This is a genomic window from Nocardioides baekrokdamisoli, assembly GCF_003945325.1.
In the GTDB taxonomy this organism is placed as follows: domain Bacteria; phylum Actinomycetota; class Actinomycetes; order Propionibacteriales; family Nocardioidaceae; genus Nocardioides; species Nocardioides baekrokdamisoli.
Genome location: NZ_AP019307.1, coordinates 1,844,480 through 1,862,945 on the forward strand (window position 1 = coordinate 1,844,480; position 18,466 = coordinate 1,862,945).

The 18,466-nt window shown below is 65.2% G+C and carries 14 protein-coding genes and 1 tRNA gene; 8 read left to right on the forward strand and 7 right to left on the reverse strand.

The genetic code is table 11. From position 1 onward, the window contains the following. Window positions 1–4: 4 nt before the first annotated feature. The 7 genes from KCTC_RS09035 to KCTC_RS09065 all read right to left on the reverse strand — a co-directional run bounded on the left by KCTC_RS09035 (window position 5) and on the right by KCTC_RS09065 (window position 6,426). Window positions 5–589 (reverse strand): hypothetical protein, encoded by a 585-nt coding sequence (locus tag KCTC_RS09035; RefSeq protein WP_125568768.1) that lies wholly within the window; start codon window positions 587–589, stop codon window positions 5–7. A 147-nt stretch (window positions 590–736) separates the two neighbouring features. Then, window positions 737–2,164 (reverse strand): AAA family ATPase, encoded by a 1,428-nt coding sequence (locus KCTC_RS09040; RefSeq protein WP_125568770.1) that lies wholly within the window; start codon window positions 2,162–2,164, stop codon window positions 737–739. 283 nt (window positions 2,165–2,447) lie between these two features. Further along, window positions 2,448–2,642, reverse strand: a complete 195-nt coding sequence (locus KCTC_RS09045) for an excisionase family DNA-binding protein (RefSeq protein ID WP_125568772.1) — start codon at window positions 2,640–2,642, stop codon at window positions 2,448–2,450. A 359-nt stretch (window positions 2,643–3,001) separates the two neighbouring features. Next, a complete protein-coding gene (locus KCTC_RS09050) occupies window positions 3,002–3,565 on the reverse strand; it encodes an RES family NAD+ phosphorylase (protein ID WP_125568775.1) in 564 nt (187 codons plus the stop codon). Between the two features lie 5 nt (window positions 3,566–3,570). Next, window positions 3,571–3,930 carry a hypothetical protein gene (locus KCTC_RS09055; RefSeq protein ID WP_125568777.1) on the reverse strand — a complete coding sequence of 120 codons (360 nt, stop codon included), beginning with the start codon at window positions 3,928–3,930 and terminating at the stop codon, window positions 3,571–3,573. A 121-nt stretch (window positions 3,931–4,051) separates the two neighbouring features. Continuing rightward, entirely contained in the window at window positions 4,052–4,828 is a 777-nt protein-coding gene (locus KCTC_RS09060; protein ID WP_164512553.1) for a TIGR04255 family protein, read from the reverse strand. 311 nt (window positions 4,829–5,139) lie between these two features. Continuing rightward, the gene (locus KCTC_RS09065) at window positions 5,140–6,426 is read right to left on the reverse strand and encodes a tyrosine-type recombinase/integrase (RefSeq protein ID WP_164512554.1); all 1,287 of its coding nucleotides are present in this window, start codon (window positions 6,424–6,426) and stop codon (window positions 5,140–5,142) included. Between the two features lie 131 nt (window positions 6,427–6,557). Here KCTC_RS09065 and KCTC_RS14730 point away from each other — a divergent pair. From KCTC_RS14730 to KCTC_RS09100, 8 genes are all read left to right on the forward strand, one after another. After that, window positions 6,558–6,632: transfer RNA gene (locus KCTC_RS14730), tRNA-Arg, on the forward strand. A gap of 247 nt (window positions 6,633–6,879) precedes the next feature. Continuing rightward, the gene (locus KCTC_RS09070; RefSeq protein WP_125568782.1) at window positions 6,880–10,383 is read left to right on the forward strand and encodes an Ig-like domain-containing protein; all 3,504 of its coding nucleotides are present in this window, start codon (window positions 6,880–6,882) and stop codon (window positions 10,381–10,383) included. A 453-nt stretch (window positions 10,384–10,836) separates the two neighbouring features. Continuing rightward, window positions 10,837–12,969, forward strand: a complete 2,133-nt coding sequence (locus KCTC_RS15050) for an ATP-binding protein (protein WP_164512555.1) — start codon at window positions 10,837–10,839, stop codon at window positions 12,967–12,969. Window positions 12,970–13,165: 196 nt separating this feature from the next. Then, window positions 13,166–14,461, forward strand: a complete 1,296-nt coding sequence (locus tag KCTC_RS09080; protein ID WP_125568786.1) for an ABC transporter substrate-binding protein — start codon at window positions 13,166–13,168, stop codon at window positions 14,459–14,461. A gap of 4 nt (window positions 14,462–14,465) precedes the next feature. After that, window positions 14,466–15,407 carry a carbohydrate ABC transporter permease gene (locus tag KCTC_RS09085; protein ID WP_197715168.1) on the forward strand — a complete coding sequence of 314 codons (942 nt, stop codon included), beginning with the start codon at window positions 14,466–14,468 and terminating at the stop codon, window positions 15,405–15,407. After that, window positions 15,400–16,230, forward strand: coding sequence for a carbohydrate ABC transporter permease (locus KCTC_RS09090; RefSeq protein ID WP_125568788.1), 831 nt, complete (start codon window positions 15,400–15,402; stop codon window positions 16,228–16,230). Before KCTC_RS09085 ends, KCTC_RS09090 begins: the two co-directional genes overlap by 8 nt. A gap of 10 nt (window positions 16,231–16,240) precedes the next feature. After that, complete coding sequence (locus KCTC_RS09095; protein ID WP_125568790.1) at window positions 16,241–17,341, forward strand: ABC transporter ATP-binding protein; 1,101 nt, start codon at window positions 16,241–16,243, stop codon at window positions 17,339–17,341. A gap of 74 nt (window positions 17,342–17,415) precedes the next feature. Further along, on the forward strand, window positions 17,416–18,447 hold the full coding sequence (locus KCTC_RS09100) for a mannonate dehydratase (protein WP_125568792.1): 1,032 nt from the start codon (window positions 17,416–17,418) through the stop codon (window positions 18,445–18,447). Window positions 18,448–18,466 lie beyond the last annotated feature (19 nt).

An 18,466-nucleotide genomic window follows, 5' to 3' on the forward strand; every position in this document is an offset into this window, starting at 1 on the left:
CGTCCTAGTTCGGTGGCTCGCCTTGAGCGAGCAGTCGACGCGCCTCATTCTCCTCAAGATCGAAGTCGGAGTCGTACCAGTGCTCCCAGCCAGCCGCTCGGGCGATCACGACCAGCCCGGCAACCATGCCGGCGAGGCTGCCGACTGGGAGATTGCCGCCGATCAGTGCAAGGGCTTCAATCTTGTCGATCACTGCATTGAGTTCGCGTGCACAAACCACGTCAACGAACCCGGTGCGTTCTACTTCTCTGGCAATCGACTCCATCGCATCGGTCACGAGCGCATTGAAGCCGTCGAAGCCGTTGTCGAAAGTGACTGCAGCGTCATTGCCTCCGAGCGTCACTGCAGCGCTGGGAAGTTCGGGACGGGAGAGGATCTCGAGACTCTCGTCGTAAGCGGCCCTGTGGTCGGCGTTGAGCAGCAAGACAGCGGCTCGCGCCCTGCTGGAGTCGGCCTCAAAATCGTGCGATGCGCCGTTCGCCTTGATGTCAGTGATCGACTCGGCGACGAATCGCTGAGTCGCCTCGGCAATCTCGACAATCGTTGCGCTCTGACGGACTCCCAGGAGGTCGTACAGGGTCGTGGGCACCGTTGCGGCTCCTGAACGGTTTCGAGGGGCCCGCCTGGCCCGAGATGGCGCGCATCGCAACGTATCGCGTCCAAGGCTGCCTGTGCGCGGTTTCCGTACTCCGCTAGCGCCGAAGAATCCTCCGAAGGGACCGAAGAATCCACGCCTCTAAGACGTGGATTCTTCGGGTTCTTCGTCGTCCCTTGGTGGCAGGGAGTCGCTGAGAGACCAGACCCACCCGGACCCGAAACCGGCTTTGCTCGTCACCACACCAGCGGCTTTCCGAGCGCGTGTCAGGGCCGTCTTGCCGATGCCCGCAGCAGCGCCGGCCTTGATCGTTTCGCCGGCGCCGGACGATCCTCCGTGCTCCGACAGGTAGCCCTTCAACCACTCAGCGGCTTCTGACGCCTCGTCAGCCGCATCAGGGTCCCGACCGGACTCACGGAGGATCTGCTCCACACTGCGATCTGATGTCCCAGTGAACACGAGGCGGCCTGTCTCGGCCTGTCCTCGCGGAGTCGCGATTGCCGCCGTCTCAATGGCGTAGGTCAGTGACGGCAGGTTGTCCCGGCCGAGGCTGTTCTTCACTTGCGACATCACGCGTCGTCCGGCGTCGTCCTCGGACTCGTCCCGGGCGAAACCGAAGATGGCGCGTGGCACGTCCTTGAATGCGCCAGAGCCAGAGATGAGGCTGGCCGGGTCGCTGCCGTTGCTCTTGCCGAAGTGGGCGATACCCAAGATGATCGCGCCCGTTGATGAGGCCATCAGAGCCAAGGGGTCGAGAGCTCTCCTGACCTCCCGGTTCTTGTGGGTGTCGATCCCTTCGCCCATCACCGACATGAGCGGGTCGATGACCACCAGCGCCGCGGCGTGTTCGGCGATTGCTGCCTCGAGCTGCTTGTTGTCCGTGGGGAGCGAGAGGGTCACTTCGCTGTCGTCAGACCGCACAGCGTCTACCCGATAGATCCGTGACAGGTCCGCTCCGGCGGCCATCAGTCTCGGCACGAGGGTATGACTCCAGGAGTCCTCCACCGCGACGTAGAAGACCACGCGCGGTCCCCCGTAGAGGTTCCCTGGCAGCGTGCCCGTGCTGATCCTGGCGGCCTTCCAGATCCCAAACGACGACTTGCCAGTGCCCTCGCGCCCCGCAGCCATGACGAGCGAGCCAGACGGGATCCGGCCCTCCCCGCCGTCCTTCCAGGCCCACACAACCGGCTCAGGGTCGATGTCGCTGGCACGCGTCAGTCGGAGCGTACGGACCTCGCCGCGCCGGGCCTGCTGGTCGGTAGACGCCTCCTGCGGCCCAATGGCAGAGCCTTCCGGCGACCAATCGACCCCCACGCGCTTGCATGCCCACGCCCACCGTTCGTCGTGTTCTTTCCCAGCATGGCCGGGCGGTGTGTGCGCCCTAAGGTCGGCCTCAGCCCTCGCCAGCGAGTAGCCCGACTGTGTCGAATTGGCAATCCGGACCAGGCTTTCGGCCGCATCGGCGGCGGCCTGCTGCGAGGAGGCGTCCGCCCAGACCGCCGGGAGGCTGGCAAGGCGCCCCAGCGCGTGGTCGACCATTCTCGGCGCGTGCGCTCCGAGGCCGCTCATGGGGCAAGGGTGAGATGGGTAGGGATCTGGAGGCAGGCCAGCGGGTAGACCCGCGTGCCTGCAGCCCTGGCCCGCCGAATCGCTGCCCTGGCGCCGTCGACCGTGTGATAGGTGCGGTGACTCGTTGTGCCCGCTGCCGAATGGAATGAGAGTTGGAGGACCAAGTCACTGCCGACGCGCTGCTCCTCCTCTTCGGTGAGGTGACGGTGTGTTGCCGGGGGTGTCAGGTCGAAGCTCTCCGTGGCGGGCGGGGTCTTCAGGGAAATCTGGGGGCCCTTGCTCATTACGAGGCGCCGTTCTGGATCGGAGCCATCCATGCGTCGACCGATGCGACGCTGAGGCGGATGATTCTCCCGACCTGGAATCCCTCGATCTCTCCTCGCGAGAGGGCTCGGCGGATCGTCCTGTCGTTGATCTGGTTGCGTGCGGCGGCTTGCTGGATGGATTCCAGGGGCCCGCGCGGGGTGCGGTTGGTCATTGACCGTCCTTCCGATAGGTATCAGAGAGGTCTTCGTCGTACGGCTCGCAGGAACGCAGTACGCGAGTCCAGTCAGGCGCACGCCAGACATGCCCCGACGTCCTCGCCGGATCTGGTCTCACGCTGAGTCGGACCGCTTTCGCTAGTCGCTACCGGGTCCAGAGAAAGCGAGTATCCCGGCGTACTCAATTGCGTTTCCGCAGGTCAGGGGCATATTTCGGCCCACCCACCAAGGGCGAATATGTGCCGACGAGGCACCTTCCCATTCGGGGAGCGCACAATCCGAGGTCCCAACTCCTCCGCCAAGCCTGAGGACTGACGCACTGCGTACCGCCCAGAACGACGCTCTCTCCCTCTGCTCACGAGCCGGTCAAGAAGCAGACGACGGCGGGATCGATCGTCGGGCGTCCAACCTCAGCAACGTCCACGACGGTCCACGTGGAGACGTCGGGCTCGTCGAATAGAACTAAGTTCCACGAACCCGCTGACGCGGCAGACGGATACACGATCCCGACGGCGCCGTCAGCCCGGGCAGCAGCGGCGAACTCTTGGCAGGCCTTCCACCTCTTGGCCGGCTCTGGATCCGACGAAACCAATTCCGCTGGGTCTATGCCTGCAGCAAACGCATCAGCGGTACTCCGCACGTCGACTAGTCGTCCCCAGACCTCAATCTCGATTTCAAAGACGGTGACCTTGACACCACCCTGAACGCTAAGAAGCGAGGGATTGATCCTGAAGAACTCCGCCATTGCTGCCGCCGATGACTCTGCGAGGTAGAGCGTGGGCCAGCCTCCGGCACCGAAGCGGCCGACTGAGTAGGGGTTCGGCGCCGCCGGTGAATAGACGGGCACGTCGACGTCCCGCATGAATTTGTATAGACGCAGCCTGGTCTCGGGCGCGCCCGATCCCGACTCCGACGACATGTTGGCTAGCTAAAGGATGTCTGCGAGAAGTGCTCAGCTAAGGCGGCGACTTTCGCGCGGTCCCGCGAGTTGCCGGTCAGGCACTTAAGCGGTGTGTTTCCTTGCAGATCGGGAGTTGGCGTCCTAAGCCAGGTTTCCAGATACTCGTCCTCTAGCACCAGCCGGACCTGAGCGAGCACGTCGGCGAGCGGTTTCCATTTGGCAGCGACCGTCTTAGGAATCGAAGTGCGCCCGTGAACGAGTCGCTCGAGGTGCGCGGGCTTAACGTCCAAAAGCTTGTAGAGCGTCTCGCTCTCGACGCTAGCAAGCTGACCGACGACTAGGCCTAGTAGGGCGAGCCCATCCCCAGACTTCAGCGACTCCACTGCCTTGATCTGAGTTGCATCGAGGGGAGTCTCGCGTACTTCTGTCGCTCGCATACTTCGCTGAGCCTCCACTGCTCCTGCAACGGAAGAAGGACGGGTCACATCTAGATCGACGGTCAAACTATTCACCCCTCGGGGTCGGCCGCAGTGTTTCTTTGTACGGTTCTTTCAATGCCCACTCGAAGAAGCTAGTTATACCGTTCGACAGGTGTCGAACCAGGTCGCGGATATCAGCCGAGTCCTTAACCGCATACGGCACTTCGGTGTGGTAATCCATATCCAAGATGAAGAAGGCCTTGTCCTCGACGCTTCCTTCGATCGCGTAGCGAACCGCGAGTTGCTTCAGGTCTTCCTCAAAAATCAGCTGGCCGCTGGCACCTTTCACAAGCGCGGGCCAGTCATCACGTGCAATCGGACCCAGTAGGTCCTCGCGGATGCGCGCCGTGAGCGATGCGGGGCTCGACGGATCAGGCAGGGGTACGGCGTTGATTTTTCGCAGGCCGATCCGCCGACTAGTCGACGGCATTAGCGTTCGGTCAATTGCGGCGAGAAGGAAACCCAGTTGGCCGAGAAAATCGCCGAAGTTGGTGTAACTGGGAGTCTCAAGCGCGATGAAGTCGTGCGACAGGCTTGCCTTGTAGTCCGCCGCCGCCGTCGAGAAGGACCACACCGGTGCGGTCTGTCGCACGCTCATGTGCCGCGGGGCCATCTCGAGCGCTAGTTCTTCGATCTTCTTGGGACCTTCTGGATAACGGCTTCGGATCACGCTATGGAATCCAGTTGTGCCGGCCTCAGTGAGAAGCGAAGGAATCGGGTCGAAACGGATCTGTGCGAGCACAGACCTAAGTGGAGCGTCCTTGAAGACGCGGTCGGGATGCTCGCCGAAATCGAGGGCCACTCCGACTCCCTTCGCGCCTACTTGGTTACCAATGCGGCATGCGGCTCACAACCGATCGTAGTGCGGCCTGCACAAGACAGTATGAGATGCGGACCCGACCCTCGGTCATGTGGCGCCGTCGGGCGCGTCAGATCGCCGCGACCACAGCGGGGCCGGAGTTCTAGCGTGGTGTTCTCTGCCTCGTGCCGGTGAGGCGACGCTGGGCGGGGTTCCGCCTCCGTCGCCAGGTGAACACCGATGACCGCGACGACACTTCTCCCGTACCAACCAGACACGATGACCACGGCCCAGCTCGCGCGCTGGCGGCGTCCTTACTGACGCTTCCTGATCGGCGATGCGGTGGGTTTCGTCGTCGGCGTGGGTGCGGGCATTCGGTCTGCGATCTCGCGAAGCCGATCCTCCGCGGCGTGCTGATAGGCCATTGCCGCCTGTGTCGTGGAGTGTCCGAGGAAGGCCATCGTTTCCTTCTGGGTCGCGCCACTCTGGGCGTGCAGCGTTCCGGCGAACCCTCGGAGGTCGTGTTCACGAACAACGTTCTCCCAGGCGATGACGTTGCCGTTCTTGTCGTGCTTGGTCGCGAGGCGTAGTCCCGCGGCTTCGCGTGCTGGGTTCCAGGCGTCGCGGAACGCGCTGTCGTGGATGAACTCGGAGCGGCCCTGCGGGGCGAACACTAGGTCGTCTGGGAAGGGCCCTACATGCGCGGCCAGATGGGCCGAGACGTCTTTGCTCGCCCACGCAGGCAGGCTTACGACACGGACCCCTTCCGCACTCTTTGGCGGCCCGACCACCCATGATCCGCCGATGTACTGGGCCTGCCGTTCGATGTTCAACAGGTAGCGGTCGCCGTCTTTGATCAGGTCTTTGCGGCGGAGCGCGCGCCACTCAGACAGGCGCAAGCCTCCGTACGCGCTCAGGAGGACCGCAAGGACGTAGCGAGACTCGATCACGCCGAGGATCACGTTGAGTTCGGCTTGCGTCGGAGGACGGTGCGCCTTGCCTGTTGTGGTCCGTGTGAGGTTTGTTGGCACCGGGTTCCGGTCCACGATCCCATCAAGGGCGGCGGTATTCATGATGGCCCGCAGTAACCGGGCCTCTGCGCCTGCCGCGGTCGGTGCGACGCCGGCGCGCGTTGCATGCCAAGCCCGCACCCTGGCGGGAGTGATTGCGGGCAGGCGGTCGCTGGAGAACTCCGCGAGGCCCCTGCTCAGTTGGCGGCGGTACTCGGTCGCGGTCTTCGGTCGGAGCGCGTCACCCTTGCCGGATCGGCGTTGCTCGACCCATGCCGCCGCGTACTCGCCGAACGTCTCCGCGTGGGCCGTCTTCTCCTCTTCGGCCTGACGGCGCGCCACCTCGTACGGGTTCTCCCATTGGCTGCGCTCAATGTCGACGCGGATCCCTCGCAGCCAGTCGCGCGCCTTGTCCTCGCCTGTCACGACTCTCGTCTTGCCCGGCAGCGGCTTCGCATCGTCGCTGAATGTGTGCGGCGCTTTGAAGCGCTCTCCGTCTACGACGTACGTCGCTTGGTAGCGGCCAGACGGCAGGCGGCGGATCGCGCCCCATGATTCTGGCTTGCGCCTCGCCTTTGCTGGCTCCGCCATGGCTCGGCTCCCGTTCGTGCAACCTACGTGCAATCGGCTGAGTGCATCTGAGTTCATCCTAGGGTACCGAATCAGAAGGTTTGCGAATCGTATCCGCGAATCTACGCGTGAAATGGCATCTGAGTCCGCCAGTGTCTATGTATGCAATCCGGCTCGCTGGCTGACTACGGATCAGAAGGTCTGGGGTTCGAATCCCTACAGCCGCGCAGAACCAAGAGAGGCCCGTGCGAATGCACGAGGCCTCTTTTGCGTCGGGCACGTGAAGCGGCTCTGGCCGCGGAAACGCAGAGACAAGGCGCTTCACTGTTGCGCGCACCCTGCCTGTGGAAACTGCCAGGTTCAGGAAGCAACCATGGTCAGTTCGGGTGATGGCGATGCGTCACTCGGCCGATGCCGGTGGACCGCCCGCTCTAGTTGGATCGAGCCTGTTGTGTCCGTATCTGGGAGGCCTTGATGTCCCTGCGTGTCCGAGAACGGATTGCCGTGCTCGCCTTGTCCACCGTGGTGATGGGCGCCAGCGCAGTGCTGATCGTTCCGGCGGCCGCCAATGCCTCGGTGGCCACGCCAACGATGCTCGCGCCGATCGGAGCGGCCCCCTCGAGCGCCCCCACCTTCAGTTGGGCTCGTGTTGCCGGAGCGGTCAACTACCAGATCGTGGTGCAGAACAGCTCGGGCCAGCAGGTCGTCAATCAAACGACGGCCAATAGTCGATACGCTCCGACGTCCCTTCTGGCTGACGGCTCATACACCTGGGAGGTCCGAGCCAATGGGTCCGCTGGCAGCGGTTCGTGGGCAAGCGCGACCATGACGGTCTCTCCGACAGCCCCACCGACGCTGATCAGCCCGGTCGGCGGACAGACGTTGGCACAGCCGACTCAGCCGGTCCTGTTGAAATGGTCGTCGGTGGGCGGAGCCGTGGACTATCAGATCCAGGTCGACAGCTCCGGTACGACATGGACGAGCCCCACGAATTACGAAGCGAAGGGCAACCAGTACTTCGTGGACACTCCGGCGGCTCCGGGGACGTGGTACTGGCGCGTCCGTGCGGTACGCGGCCAGGGTCTCTACACGTCGTGGAGCGACCCGGCGAGCTACATGGTGGGCACGCTCGCCGACCCGACTGCGGGTGCGGACGTGAGTGGCAGTCCGGTGATGCAGGACGTACGCATCGACTGGCAGCCCGTGCCGGGAGCGATGACCTATCAGGTGCAGGTCGGACGTGACACGGACTTCAACAATCTGGTCGATGACCGGGTCGTGGACGGCACCGCGTACTCACCCTCGACCACGTACGACAACGGCCAGTACTACTGGCGGGTCCGGGCCATCGACGCCGGGCAGAACCGGATGCCCTGGACGACTGCGGCACCGTTCACGTTCCAGCGGAACTGGCCTGACCGACCGACCCTGGAGTATCCGGCGGATCGGCTCTCGCCGGCCGTGAGCAAGCCGATGTTCTATCAGTGGACGCCGGTTCGGCATGCCACCCGGTACCAGGTGGATGCCTCGACCGATGTGAACTTCTCGCCGGCAACGGTACGAACGTGCGTCACCTCGTCGACGACGTTGTCGCCGTTCGAGTCCGCCCCGGTCGACGACGGCGGATGCGGGCCGGCCGCCTTTGGGCAAGGAGTCGCGATCTACTGGCGCGTCCGCGCGATCGACGACCCGCGAGGGGTGCTGGGGATCTACTCCACCATCCGCAAATACGTCTATGACAGCGGAGCGGTCGTCCAGACTGCGCCCGCCAATGGCGCGACCGTGGACGTCCCCACCTTGCAGTGGAACCCGGTCCGGGATGTTGAGGCGTACGAGGTCATCGTCAGCGACAAGAACGGTGGGCGGGTCGCCGACGTCACCACCCGATCGACGTCCTGGACGCCGGAGGGGCAGTGGCCGAGCGCGAGCAGCCCCTACTCCTGGACTGTGCAATCGGTCGATGCTCGCGGCTCCAAGTCGCCCCTGTCGGTGTCGGGCGCACCAACGTTCACGCTCTCAGGCAACCTTCCGACGTCGACCCAACCGCCGCTCACCCCGCTCACCGGCGTGGCCGGTGACCCGCCCACACTTCAATTTCCGAATCTGACGTGGTCGCCCATGCCGGGTGCGGCGTACTACCGGATCAAGATCGGGGCCGCCGGGTCCCAGTTCTGGGACGCAGCGAACATCTCCCACATCACGGCCGCGAACTACTACTATCCGGCAGCCACTGACACCGACACCCACTACCTGGCCGCGGGTGACTACGTCTGGCAGGTGACGGCGTACAACGGCTCCAACGTGCCGCTCGGCACCAGCCCGGGCAACGGCGCGTTCACGATCGCACCTCTGGCAGCGGCCACAGGGCAGCGGATCAGCCTCGCCGGCACCGACAGCACCGCCGGCGCGACCTGCGACGCTGCGCTGTCCAACTCCGACCCCGCCCACCAGGTCTGCAACGGAGTGCCGGCCACGCCAGTGCTGAGTTGGAGTCCAGTGCCCCAGGCGTCGGGCTACTTGGTGTACTTGGCGAATGATCAAGCGCTGACGAACGCGGTGATCAACCCGTACGCGATCACGACCAACACGATGTTCCGTCCGCCGTCGGACCTGGCGGACAACACGGCGGGCAGTTCGTACTACTGGTACATCCGGCCGTGCAAGAGCATGGCTCCGCTTCTCGGCTGCACCGCAGACCCGGCTTCGTCCTCGGCAGAGGCCACCAACGCCTTCCGCAAGGTGTCCCCGGCAGTGAGCCCGACGTCCCCCGGAGTGCTGGTCGGTGGGTCTGCTCCGGTCCCGAGCGTTGTGAGTCCGCCGACCTTCTCGTGGACGGACTACTGGGACACCAACCAGGGGATCACCTATGCGAACGGCGTTGAGCATTCCCCGCAGGCGGCCCGCTCGTACCACCTGCAGATCTCACAGTCTCCGACCTTCACCAATCTGGTCGATGATCAAGGAGAGCTGGACCAGCCGTTCTACTCCCCGTGGGGCAGGACTCTCCCGCAGGGATTGCTGTACTGGCGGGTCCAGGCACTCGACTCTGCGTCGAACCGACTGATCTGGAGTCCGACGTGGACCTTCAGCAACGACCAGCCAGCCATCGACCTTGCCAACGCCACCACGGCGCCCGCCGCCGGTTCGACAGCCACGGGGACGCCGACATTCCAGTGGGCGCCTGCGAACGGCGCGAGCTCGTACCAGATCGAGGTCTATCGGAGCGGCGACCTGACCCATTCCGATGCCAACCGCTTGATCCAGGCAACGGTCCGGGTCTCGGCGTACGTTCCGCAGAACTATCTGCCCGCTTCCTCCAGCGCGTACGTCTGGCGGGTTCGCTGGTTTGATGCCGATGGTCAGCCTCGCCCGTGGTCCCATGACTCGCTGTTCACCGTGAGTCCCGGGGGTGTCACGCAGACGGCTCCGGCGAACGGCAGTTACCAACCGGCAAAGGGGCTGTATCTGAGTTGGCAGCAAGTGCCGCTGGCCGCCTCGTACAGCGTCACGCTCCGTGACGCCCGGAGCCAGAACGTCCTGGCGCAATGGTCAACGGCTGCCACTTCGTACGCGCCGGACCAGGTGGCCGACGGCGGGTACCAGTGGCGCGTCACAGCGTTGGACCCGAATGGGAACCCGCTCGCGTACGGCAGCTGGCTCTCCTTCGCCGTGGACAGTCAGCCCCCGACGGTGGCTGCGTACTCGCCGCACACGACGGCGTTGCCGAAATCACCGGTGAAGGTGAATTTCAGTGAGCGCGTGCTCGGGGTGTCAGCCGCGACGGTTCTCCTGACGATGCGCGGCAGTACGAGACCGCTTCCCGCCCGCCTCCAGCTGGACAGCTCAGGTCGCTTCCTCACCGTTGCCCCGAGTGCGGCGTTGGTGAAGGGCCGCATCTACACCGTGCGTCTGACGTCCGCGATCCATGACTTGGCAGGCAACCGCTTCGCCGGGCTCGCGTGGTCGTTCCGAGTCTGACCACCGACCCTCCCGAATGCGTACCCCACATCCGTAGGACTACGGATGTGGCACGAGGCACGGATCCCGCACCATGAGCGCGGGTCGGCCTCGCTCCCTCAGTTCGGTGCTGGCCCGTTCCTGATCACGGTTGTGATCTCGGGACGGCTGGGAGGTTGTCATTGGGGGCCCTCCCGGCCGCCTTCCGAGTGGTCAGGAATGACGACCCGGGGTATCGGATTCTTTCGCATTGCGATGGCTGTCCGCCGGCCACCGTCAGGGCCCCGACGCATCACGGACAGAAGCGTCGGGGCTCTCCGGGGGCGCTCCGGGATCATGCGAGCTCAAGTGCTTGCCAGGCGTCTACTGAAGGCAGTACGAAAGAGCGTGGCGCGAACCTTTTTCCTGACGTCCTTCGTTGGTCGGGCCGACGAGACACGGGATCTCAGAGCCCTACTGGGCCAGCATCGGCTCGTGACGCTGGTAGGTCCCGGAGGCGTGGGCAAGACCCGGCTCGGTTACGAGGTCTTCGACCTGGTGGGTGCCGCTCTCGACGAGGCGGCATGGGCCGTTGAGTTGGCTGACCTCACCGATCCGGCGCTGATCGGTCACGAGGTCGCGGCCGCTGTCGGCGCACCGGTGTTGACCGAGGAGTTCGACCCGTCGGTGCTGGCGGATCGGATCGGCAGTCACTCCGCACTGCTCTACCTCGACAACTGCGAACACCTCATCGACGAGTGCGCCGAGTTGATCAGCGTGATGTTGGCCAGGTGTCCGGGACTCCGCGTACTCGTCTCGAGCCGTCAGACGCTCGGGATCGTGGGCGAGTACGTCTTCGCGGTGCCGCCGTTGGGTCAGACCGACTCCGTCGCACTCTTCGTCGCCCGGGCCCGTGAGGTCGTTCCGAACTGGGAGCCGAGTGCACGCGAGGCGAGCACGGTTGCCTCCCTGTGTACGCGGCTCGACGGGATCGCGCTCGGCATCGAGTTGGCTGCGTCCCTGACGCGGAGCCTCCCGCCCGAGGTCATCGATGCCCAACTGAGCGGGCGCTTGAGTTCGGCGCTGCCGGACTCGCGGTCGTCCGCGGCTCGGCACGTGTCGCTGGACGCCTGCTTCGAGTGGAGCTACGACCTGTGTACGCCCGAGGAACGGCTGTTGTGGGCCCGTGCCTCCGTCTTCGCCGGTAGTTTCGCCCTCTCGTCGGCTCAGGACGTCTGCGGCGTCGACGGCCTCACGCCTGAGTCGGTCACGCTCGCCGCCGGTGGACTCGTCCAGAAGTCGCTCCTCGAGCGCGACTACACGGATCCGCAGGGGCGCTATCGGATGCTGGAAGTGGTCCGCCAGTTCGGCACCGCCCAGCTCGGCGACGCCGAGGCGACCCGGGCCTGGCACGTTCGACACCGCGACCACTACCTCGGCCTTGCCGAGGAGTTCGATGCGACGTGGCTCGGGCCCGGCCAGTTGGCGTGGATGGATCGCTTCCGAGCCGACGTGGCGAACCTGCGCCTGGCCTTCGAGTTCAGTTCTGCCAGTGCCGATGAGGCGGTGGCGGCTCTGCGGATGTGCGCCGTACTCGAACACTTCTTTGCCTCCACCGGCGGCGGCAGCGAGGCACTGCACTGGCTGCGACTGTCGATCAAACAAGGCGGCGGTACGGAGCGCGAGCGGGCTGCGGCTCTCCGCGTCGGATGCTTCATCGCGTGCCTGCTCCAGGAACTGGGCGTCGCGGCTGAGTTCCACGAGGAGTTGGTGCCGCTGGTCGCCGCCACCGACGACCCGTACGTGCATGCTCACGCCTTGTACGCCGAGGCCGTACTGCGGACCTGGCAGAACGACGCCGAGACCGGTGCCCAGGTGGCCGCGAAGGCGATCACGGTGTTTGCCGAGCTCGGAGACCTGAATCGCGGGACCAACATGCATTTCCTCCGGGGAATGATGCTGGGCTGGGCAGACCGACCGGTGGAAGCCGCCGAGGCCTATCAGCGGTGCCTCGACGCCACGCAGCCGCTGGGCGAGCGCTGGCTGTCGAGCTACTCCCAGTGGGGGCTCGGCGTGGATCGCCTCTTGACTGGACATCTCGAAGAGGCGATCGATCTCGAACGACGCGCCCTGGCGACCAAGGTGGAGTTCGGCGACCAACTGGGTACGGGCCTCGCCATCGAGGCGCTTGCGTGGGCAGCCGTCGAGCAGGATGCGGTGCCGTTGGCGGCCCTTCTGTCAGGGGCCGCTGATGCCATCTGGGAAACGCTCGGCGTGCCGGTGGCGGGGATGCCGTACCTCCTGCGTCGTCGCGAGCGGGCAGGCCAGGCGCTGGTGGAGAGCGATGTCCCTGATCTGAGCGAGTTGCGTGCCCTCGGTGCGACGTTGCCGCTCGCCCAGGTCGTGGAGATCGCGTGCGGTCGCGCGCCCGTCCCGGATGCCCGGCAGACGTACGACCTCACTCGTCGCGAGCGGGAGGTCGCCTCCCTGATCGCCGGCGGGGCGTCGAACCAGGCCGTCGCGGACACCTTGGTCATCTCTCGTCGGACCGCGGAGTCGCACGTCGAACGGATCATGCGCAAACTCGGCGTGCGCTCGCGCGGCGAGATCCGCGATCTGCTGCGGTAGCTCGGCCGTCGCCCGCAAGTGCGTGCGAAACAGTTCGAAAAGGATGCTTGTTGTTTGCGTGCTTGTATGCAAGTATGCGACTATCCGGACTGTGTGATCCAACTCACTCCGGGGTCGCAGTACACAACCGGACACCGGGCGCGGACGTTCAACCACCGCAACCGATGACTAAAGCAAACGCACATATGGAGGACTCATGGCCTTGTTTGAAACGCGCAAGCGGCGCTCGATCGTCGCTGCGGGTGCGGCGGCCGCCGTTGCGCTCATCGGCCTGACTGCCTGTGGCAGTTCAGGCGGCAGTGGAAGCGCCACCGGCGTCACCCTGAATCTTTACAGCGACAACCCGCAGTGGGCCGATGGCTTCGCCAAGACCGGCGCTGCGATCAAGACCGTGACGGGCAACGACTGGAAGTCGATCGCGCTGCCGTCGACGGCCAACTACACCCAGGTCGTCCAGAACTCGCTCAGCACGAGCAAGCCCGGTGACATCATCAAGTGGTGGAGCGGCCTGCAGATCCAGAAGCTCGCCGCAACCGGCAAGCTGACGGACCTCACCGCGATCTGGGACGCCGACGTCAAGAAGGGCTGGCTGAACGACAGCCTCAAGCCGTACTACACCTACAACGGCAAGGTGTACGCGCTTCCGCTGACCAACGCCAACTGGGTCGTCTACTACAGCAAGTCCGCCTTCAAGAAGGCCGGCATCGCTGCCCCGCCGACCACGTACGCCGAGTTCGAGGCGGACGCCGCGAAGCTCAAGGCCTCGGGAACGACCCCGATCTGGACCGGCCAGGCCGACCAGTGGACCTCGTTCATCCCGTACATGCTGCTCGCCGGTTCGGCGTCGCCGGACTACTACACCAAGCTGACCTCGAACCAGGCCTCCTTCGGTGACGCGACCGGCAAGCAGATCCTGCAGACCTGGCAGACCTGGATCAAGAACGGTTGGACGGCTTCGCCGGACACCAAGTTCACGGACGCTCCGGCCATGATGAAGTCGGGCAAGGTCGCCATGTTCCCGATCGGAACGTGGGACGGCTCGGGCATGAAGGCGGCTGGGATGACTCCCGACGTCGACTACGGAGCCTTCCTGCTGCCGCCGGCAGCCGGCCAGCAGCAGGCGCTCTTCAACGAGGGTGGTGCGCTCGCAGTACCGACCGGTGCTCCGAACCACGCCGCTGCGATGAAGGTCATGGAGAGCTGGCTCGACCCGACCGTCCAGACCGTGTGGTCGGACTACCTCGGTGACAGCTCGCCGAACCCGATGGTTCCGGTCAAGGACCCGGTGATCGCTGGCCTCAACAAGCAGATCGCAGCCGCCAAGCCGGTGCTCCTCAACCGCTACTTCGAGGCGCTCCCGCCGAGCCTGGTGACGGACTCGACCACGATCCTCGACGGCTTCATGGTTGACCCGAGCAACATCGACAAGGTGATCAGCGACCTCGTCTCAGCGGAGACGAAGGACTGGACCGCTTGGAAGTCAGGAAACTGACACAGTGGCACAAACAACCATCGCTGCTGCCCCGGGTGACCCCCGGGGCAGCAGCGGGGCTGCCTTGAAGGTCCGTCACCCGAGGCGTCCCGCCGTCGAATTTGTGGGACCGGTCGTCTGCCTGACGCTGGCAGTCGTCCTGATCGTCGGCGTTCTGCTCGTCCCGTTCGGTTTCACCGGCTATCGCAGCTTCTTCTCGAACGGCCTGAACCCCGTCTACGTGGGATTCGCCAACTACAAGACCATTTTCCACGACCCGATCCTGGTCAAGTCTCTGATCAACACCCTGATGTGGGTCGTGGGCTCGCTCGTCCTGCCCGTGGGGGTCGGCCTCGGCATCGCCGTGATGACCAACCAGTTGAAGTGGGGCAAGGCGGCTCGCCTTGCGATCGTTCTTCCCTACGCGCTGTCGGGCACCGCAGTCGCTGTCGTCGGTGGCTTCATGCTCCGCTCCGACGGTGCCATCAACCAGATGCTCGGCGCCTTCGGGCTCGGCGGACTGCAGCACCAATGGCTGCTGACGTGGCCCAGCAACACGATCTGCGCGATCCTGGTGAGCGTCTGGCAGGCGACCGGCGTCGCCGTCGTGCTCTACATGGTCGGCCTGCAAGGCATTCCGGCCGAGACCCTCGAAGCCGCCGCCCTCGACGGCGCTGCCGGCCTCAAGCGGTTCCGCTACATCATCATTCCGCAGTTGCGTCCCGTCACAGCGGTCGTCGTGGGGATCACGCTCGCCAACGCCCTGAGGGCCTTCGACGTGACCTGGGTCCTGACCAACGGTGGGCCCGCTCGAACGTCGGAGACGCTCGCGCTCTCGATGTACAGCGAGACATTCCTCGCCGAACGGCCCGGCGTCGGCGCCGCGATCGCGATCCTGTTGACCGCCATCGTCCTGGCGAGTTCGTGGGCGTACCTGCGCAAGCAAACAGGAGATGCACATGAGTAGGCCTCGACTCCGCCTCAGCAGCGTGGCGCTCAACCTGTCGGTCGCGGGCCTCGCCCTGATCTGGCTGGTTCCGGTCTACCTGATCATCGTCAACGCGATCAGCGACCAGTCCAAGTACACCGGAACCCCGCGGTGGTTCCCCGCCAAGTTCGGCTTCTTCGGGAACCTCAAGTCGGCCTGGCAGGCCGCGAACTTCGGCCAGACGGCCGTCAACAGCCTGATCTACGCGACCTTCTGTGCCGCTGCGGCTGTCCTGATCGCCACCTTGGCGGCGTACGCGCTGGTGGCTCTCGACCTGCGCCGCCCGTCATTGTGGTTCTGGATCATCTACTCCGGCACCCTGCTGCCGCTCCAGGTATTCGCGCGTCCACTGTTCCTCGCCGAGGCCCAGGTGAACCTGTACGACACCAAGTGGGGCCTGTCGATCGTCTACATCGCGCTGTGCATCCCGTTCGCGATGTTCGTGGTGCGCAATGTGCTGGTGTCGGTCCCCAAGGAGATCCCCGAGGCTGCGCGCCTCGACGGAGCCAACTGGTTCCGGATGTTCCTGCACGTCCACCTGCCGCTGGCGCGTTCGGCGATGGCTGCCGCGTTCGTGTTCCAGTTCGTCTACATCTGGAACGAGTTGTTCTTCGGCATCACGCTGTCGATCAGCCCCAACGTCCAGCCGGTGATGGCCTCGCTCGCCACGCTTGAAGGTCCGTACAGCACGACGAGCCAGCCGGCGGTCCTCGCCGTCGCGATCGTCGTTGCCCTGCCCACGATCGCGCTGTTCCTCGGATTCCAGCGGTTCTTCGTTTCCAGTCTCAAGACCAATCTCTAGGAGGCCAGCGATGGCTGATGTCGAATACGTCAACGCGACGTGTCACTACCCCGGAACTCCGACACCTGCGGTGAGCGACCTCAACCTCACCATCAACGAGGGCGAGTTCATGGTCCTCGTCGGACCGTCCGGATCCGGCAAGTCCACCGCCATGCGCATGCTCGCGGGGCTCGAGAACGTCACCAGTGGTGAGATCCGGGTCAACGGCACGGACGTGTCCCGCGTCCAGCCCAAGGACCGCGACATCGCGATGGTCTTCCAGAACTATGCCCTGTATCCGCACATGAGCGTGCGCGACAACATGGCCTTCGCGCTCAAGCTGCGCGGGGTCAGCAAGGCCGACCGTGAGGTCAAGGTTCTCGAGGCCGCGCGGCTGTTGGACCTCGAGCGCTTCCTTGACCGCAAGCCGAAGGCCCTCTCCGGGGGCCAGCGGCAGCGCGTCGCCATGGGGCGCGCCATCGTGCGCGAGCCGAGCGTCTTCCTGATGGACGAGCCGCTCTCCAACCTCGACGCGAAGTTGCGTGTCGAGACCCGTGCGAACATCGCCGAGATCCAGGCGCGGCTCGCGACGACCACCCTGTACGTCACCCACGACCAGGTCGAAGCGATGACGATGGGTCACCGGGTCGCCGTCCTCAAGGACGGCATCCTGCAGCAGGTCGACACTCCGCGGGCGTTGTACGACACCCCGGCCAACGTCTTCGTCGCCGGCTTCATCGGCTCGCCGTCGATGAACCTGCGACCGGTCACGGTCGAGGGTGCCGGTCGGGTCAAGCTGGCCGAGGCCTCGGTGACCCTGCCCGGTGCACTGGGCGCAGCTGTCGTGGCCCAGGGACTGGACCACCTCACGATCGGGTTGCGCCCGGAGTCGTTCAGGGTGAGCGAAGTCCAGGCCGACGGTGCCCTGCGCCTGCAGGTCACGTTGGTCGAGGAGCTCGGTTCGGACTCGTTCATCTACGGGTCCCTCACCACCGATTCCGGAGATCAGGCACGCCTGATCGTGCGCTCGCACGCCCGCACCGTCCCGCGGATCGGCGACGACGTCGCCATCGACATCGATCCGGCCCAGATCCATGGCTTCCATCCGGAGTCCGGGCTGCGGCTCGCCTAGAACCTCTCTCCTCGACCACCTTCTCCGGCTCCAGCCGGGGACGGTCTGATCACCTCACCCTCAGGAAGGCCCGCATGCGCGTCTCGCTCGGACACATTGACATCTACGACGATCGCGTTGCCACGTTCGCCAAGCAGCTCGGCCTGCGCAGCGTTCAGTTGCACACGCCGAACCTGCTCCCCGGTACGGGCGGCCACTGGACCCTGGAGGAACTCACCTCCCTGCGGGAGCGGTGTGATCGTGACGGCCTGATGATCGAAGGCCTGGAGAACGTCCCGCTGGCGCACTTCTACAAGGTGCAGCGCGGTCTCCCGGGACGCGACGAGCAACTGGAGAATTACCAGAAGACGATCCGCAACATCGCGGCCGTCGGCATCCCGTTGCTGGGCTACAACTTCCTGCCGACGTTCGTGTGGCGTACCAACATGCTCGACACAGGTCGAGGCGGCGCCATGGTGACGAGTTTCAACCTCGACGACGCGGTCCACGGGAACGCGCTGGAGGGCTATCGGCTGACCCCGTCCGAGCCGCTCACCGAGCCGATCGACGCGGACCAGATGTGGGCCAACCACCAGTACTTCCTCGACGCGGTACTGCCGGTGGCAGAAGAGGTCGGCGTACGGCTTGCCCTGCACCCGGACGACCCGCCGGTGGATGCTCCTCTCGGCGGAGCGGCGCGGATCTTCACGACGCCGACCGCCTTGGTGAAGGCGTGGGATCAGGCTGGACGCAGCTCCGCGTGGGGCCTGAACTTCTGCCTGGGGACGGTCTCGGAGATGGGCGGCGAGGACGCCGTCAACGCGGTGATCGACGCTCTCGGTCCGGACGGCGCGATCGCGTACCTGCACTTCCGTGACGTGCAGGGGACGGTGCCGGCGTTCAAGGAATGCTTCCTCGGCGAGGGCAACTACTCACCGACGCGGGTCCTGAAGCGGTTGCACTCGGTGGGCTTCGACGGCTTCCTCATCGACGACCACGTGCCTGCGGTGATCGGTGACCCCGACACGTGGATGGACATCAGCCCGGAGGCGTACTGCAGCCGCGGCCGCTCGCACGCGATCGGCTACCTCCAGGGCATCCTGGAGGCTCTGGAGATCGCGAACTGACGGTGCTCCGGGGCTGCGC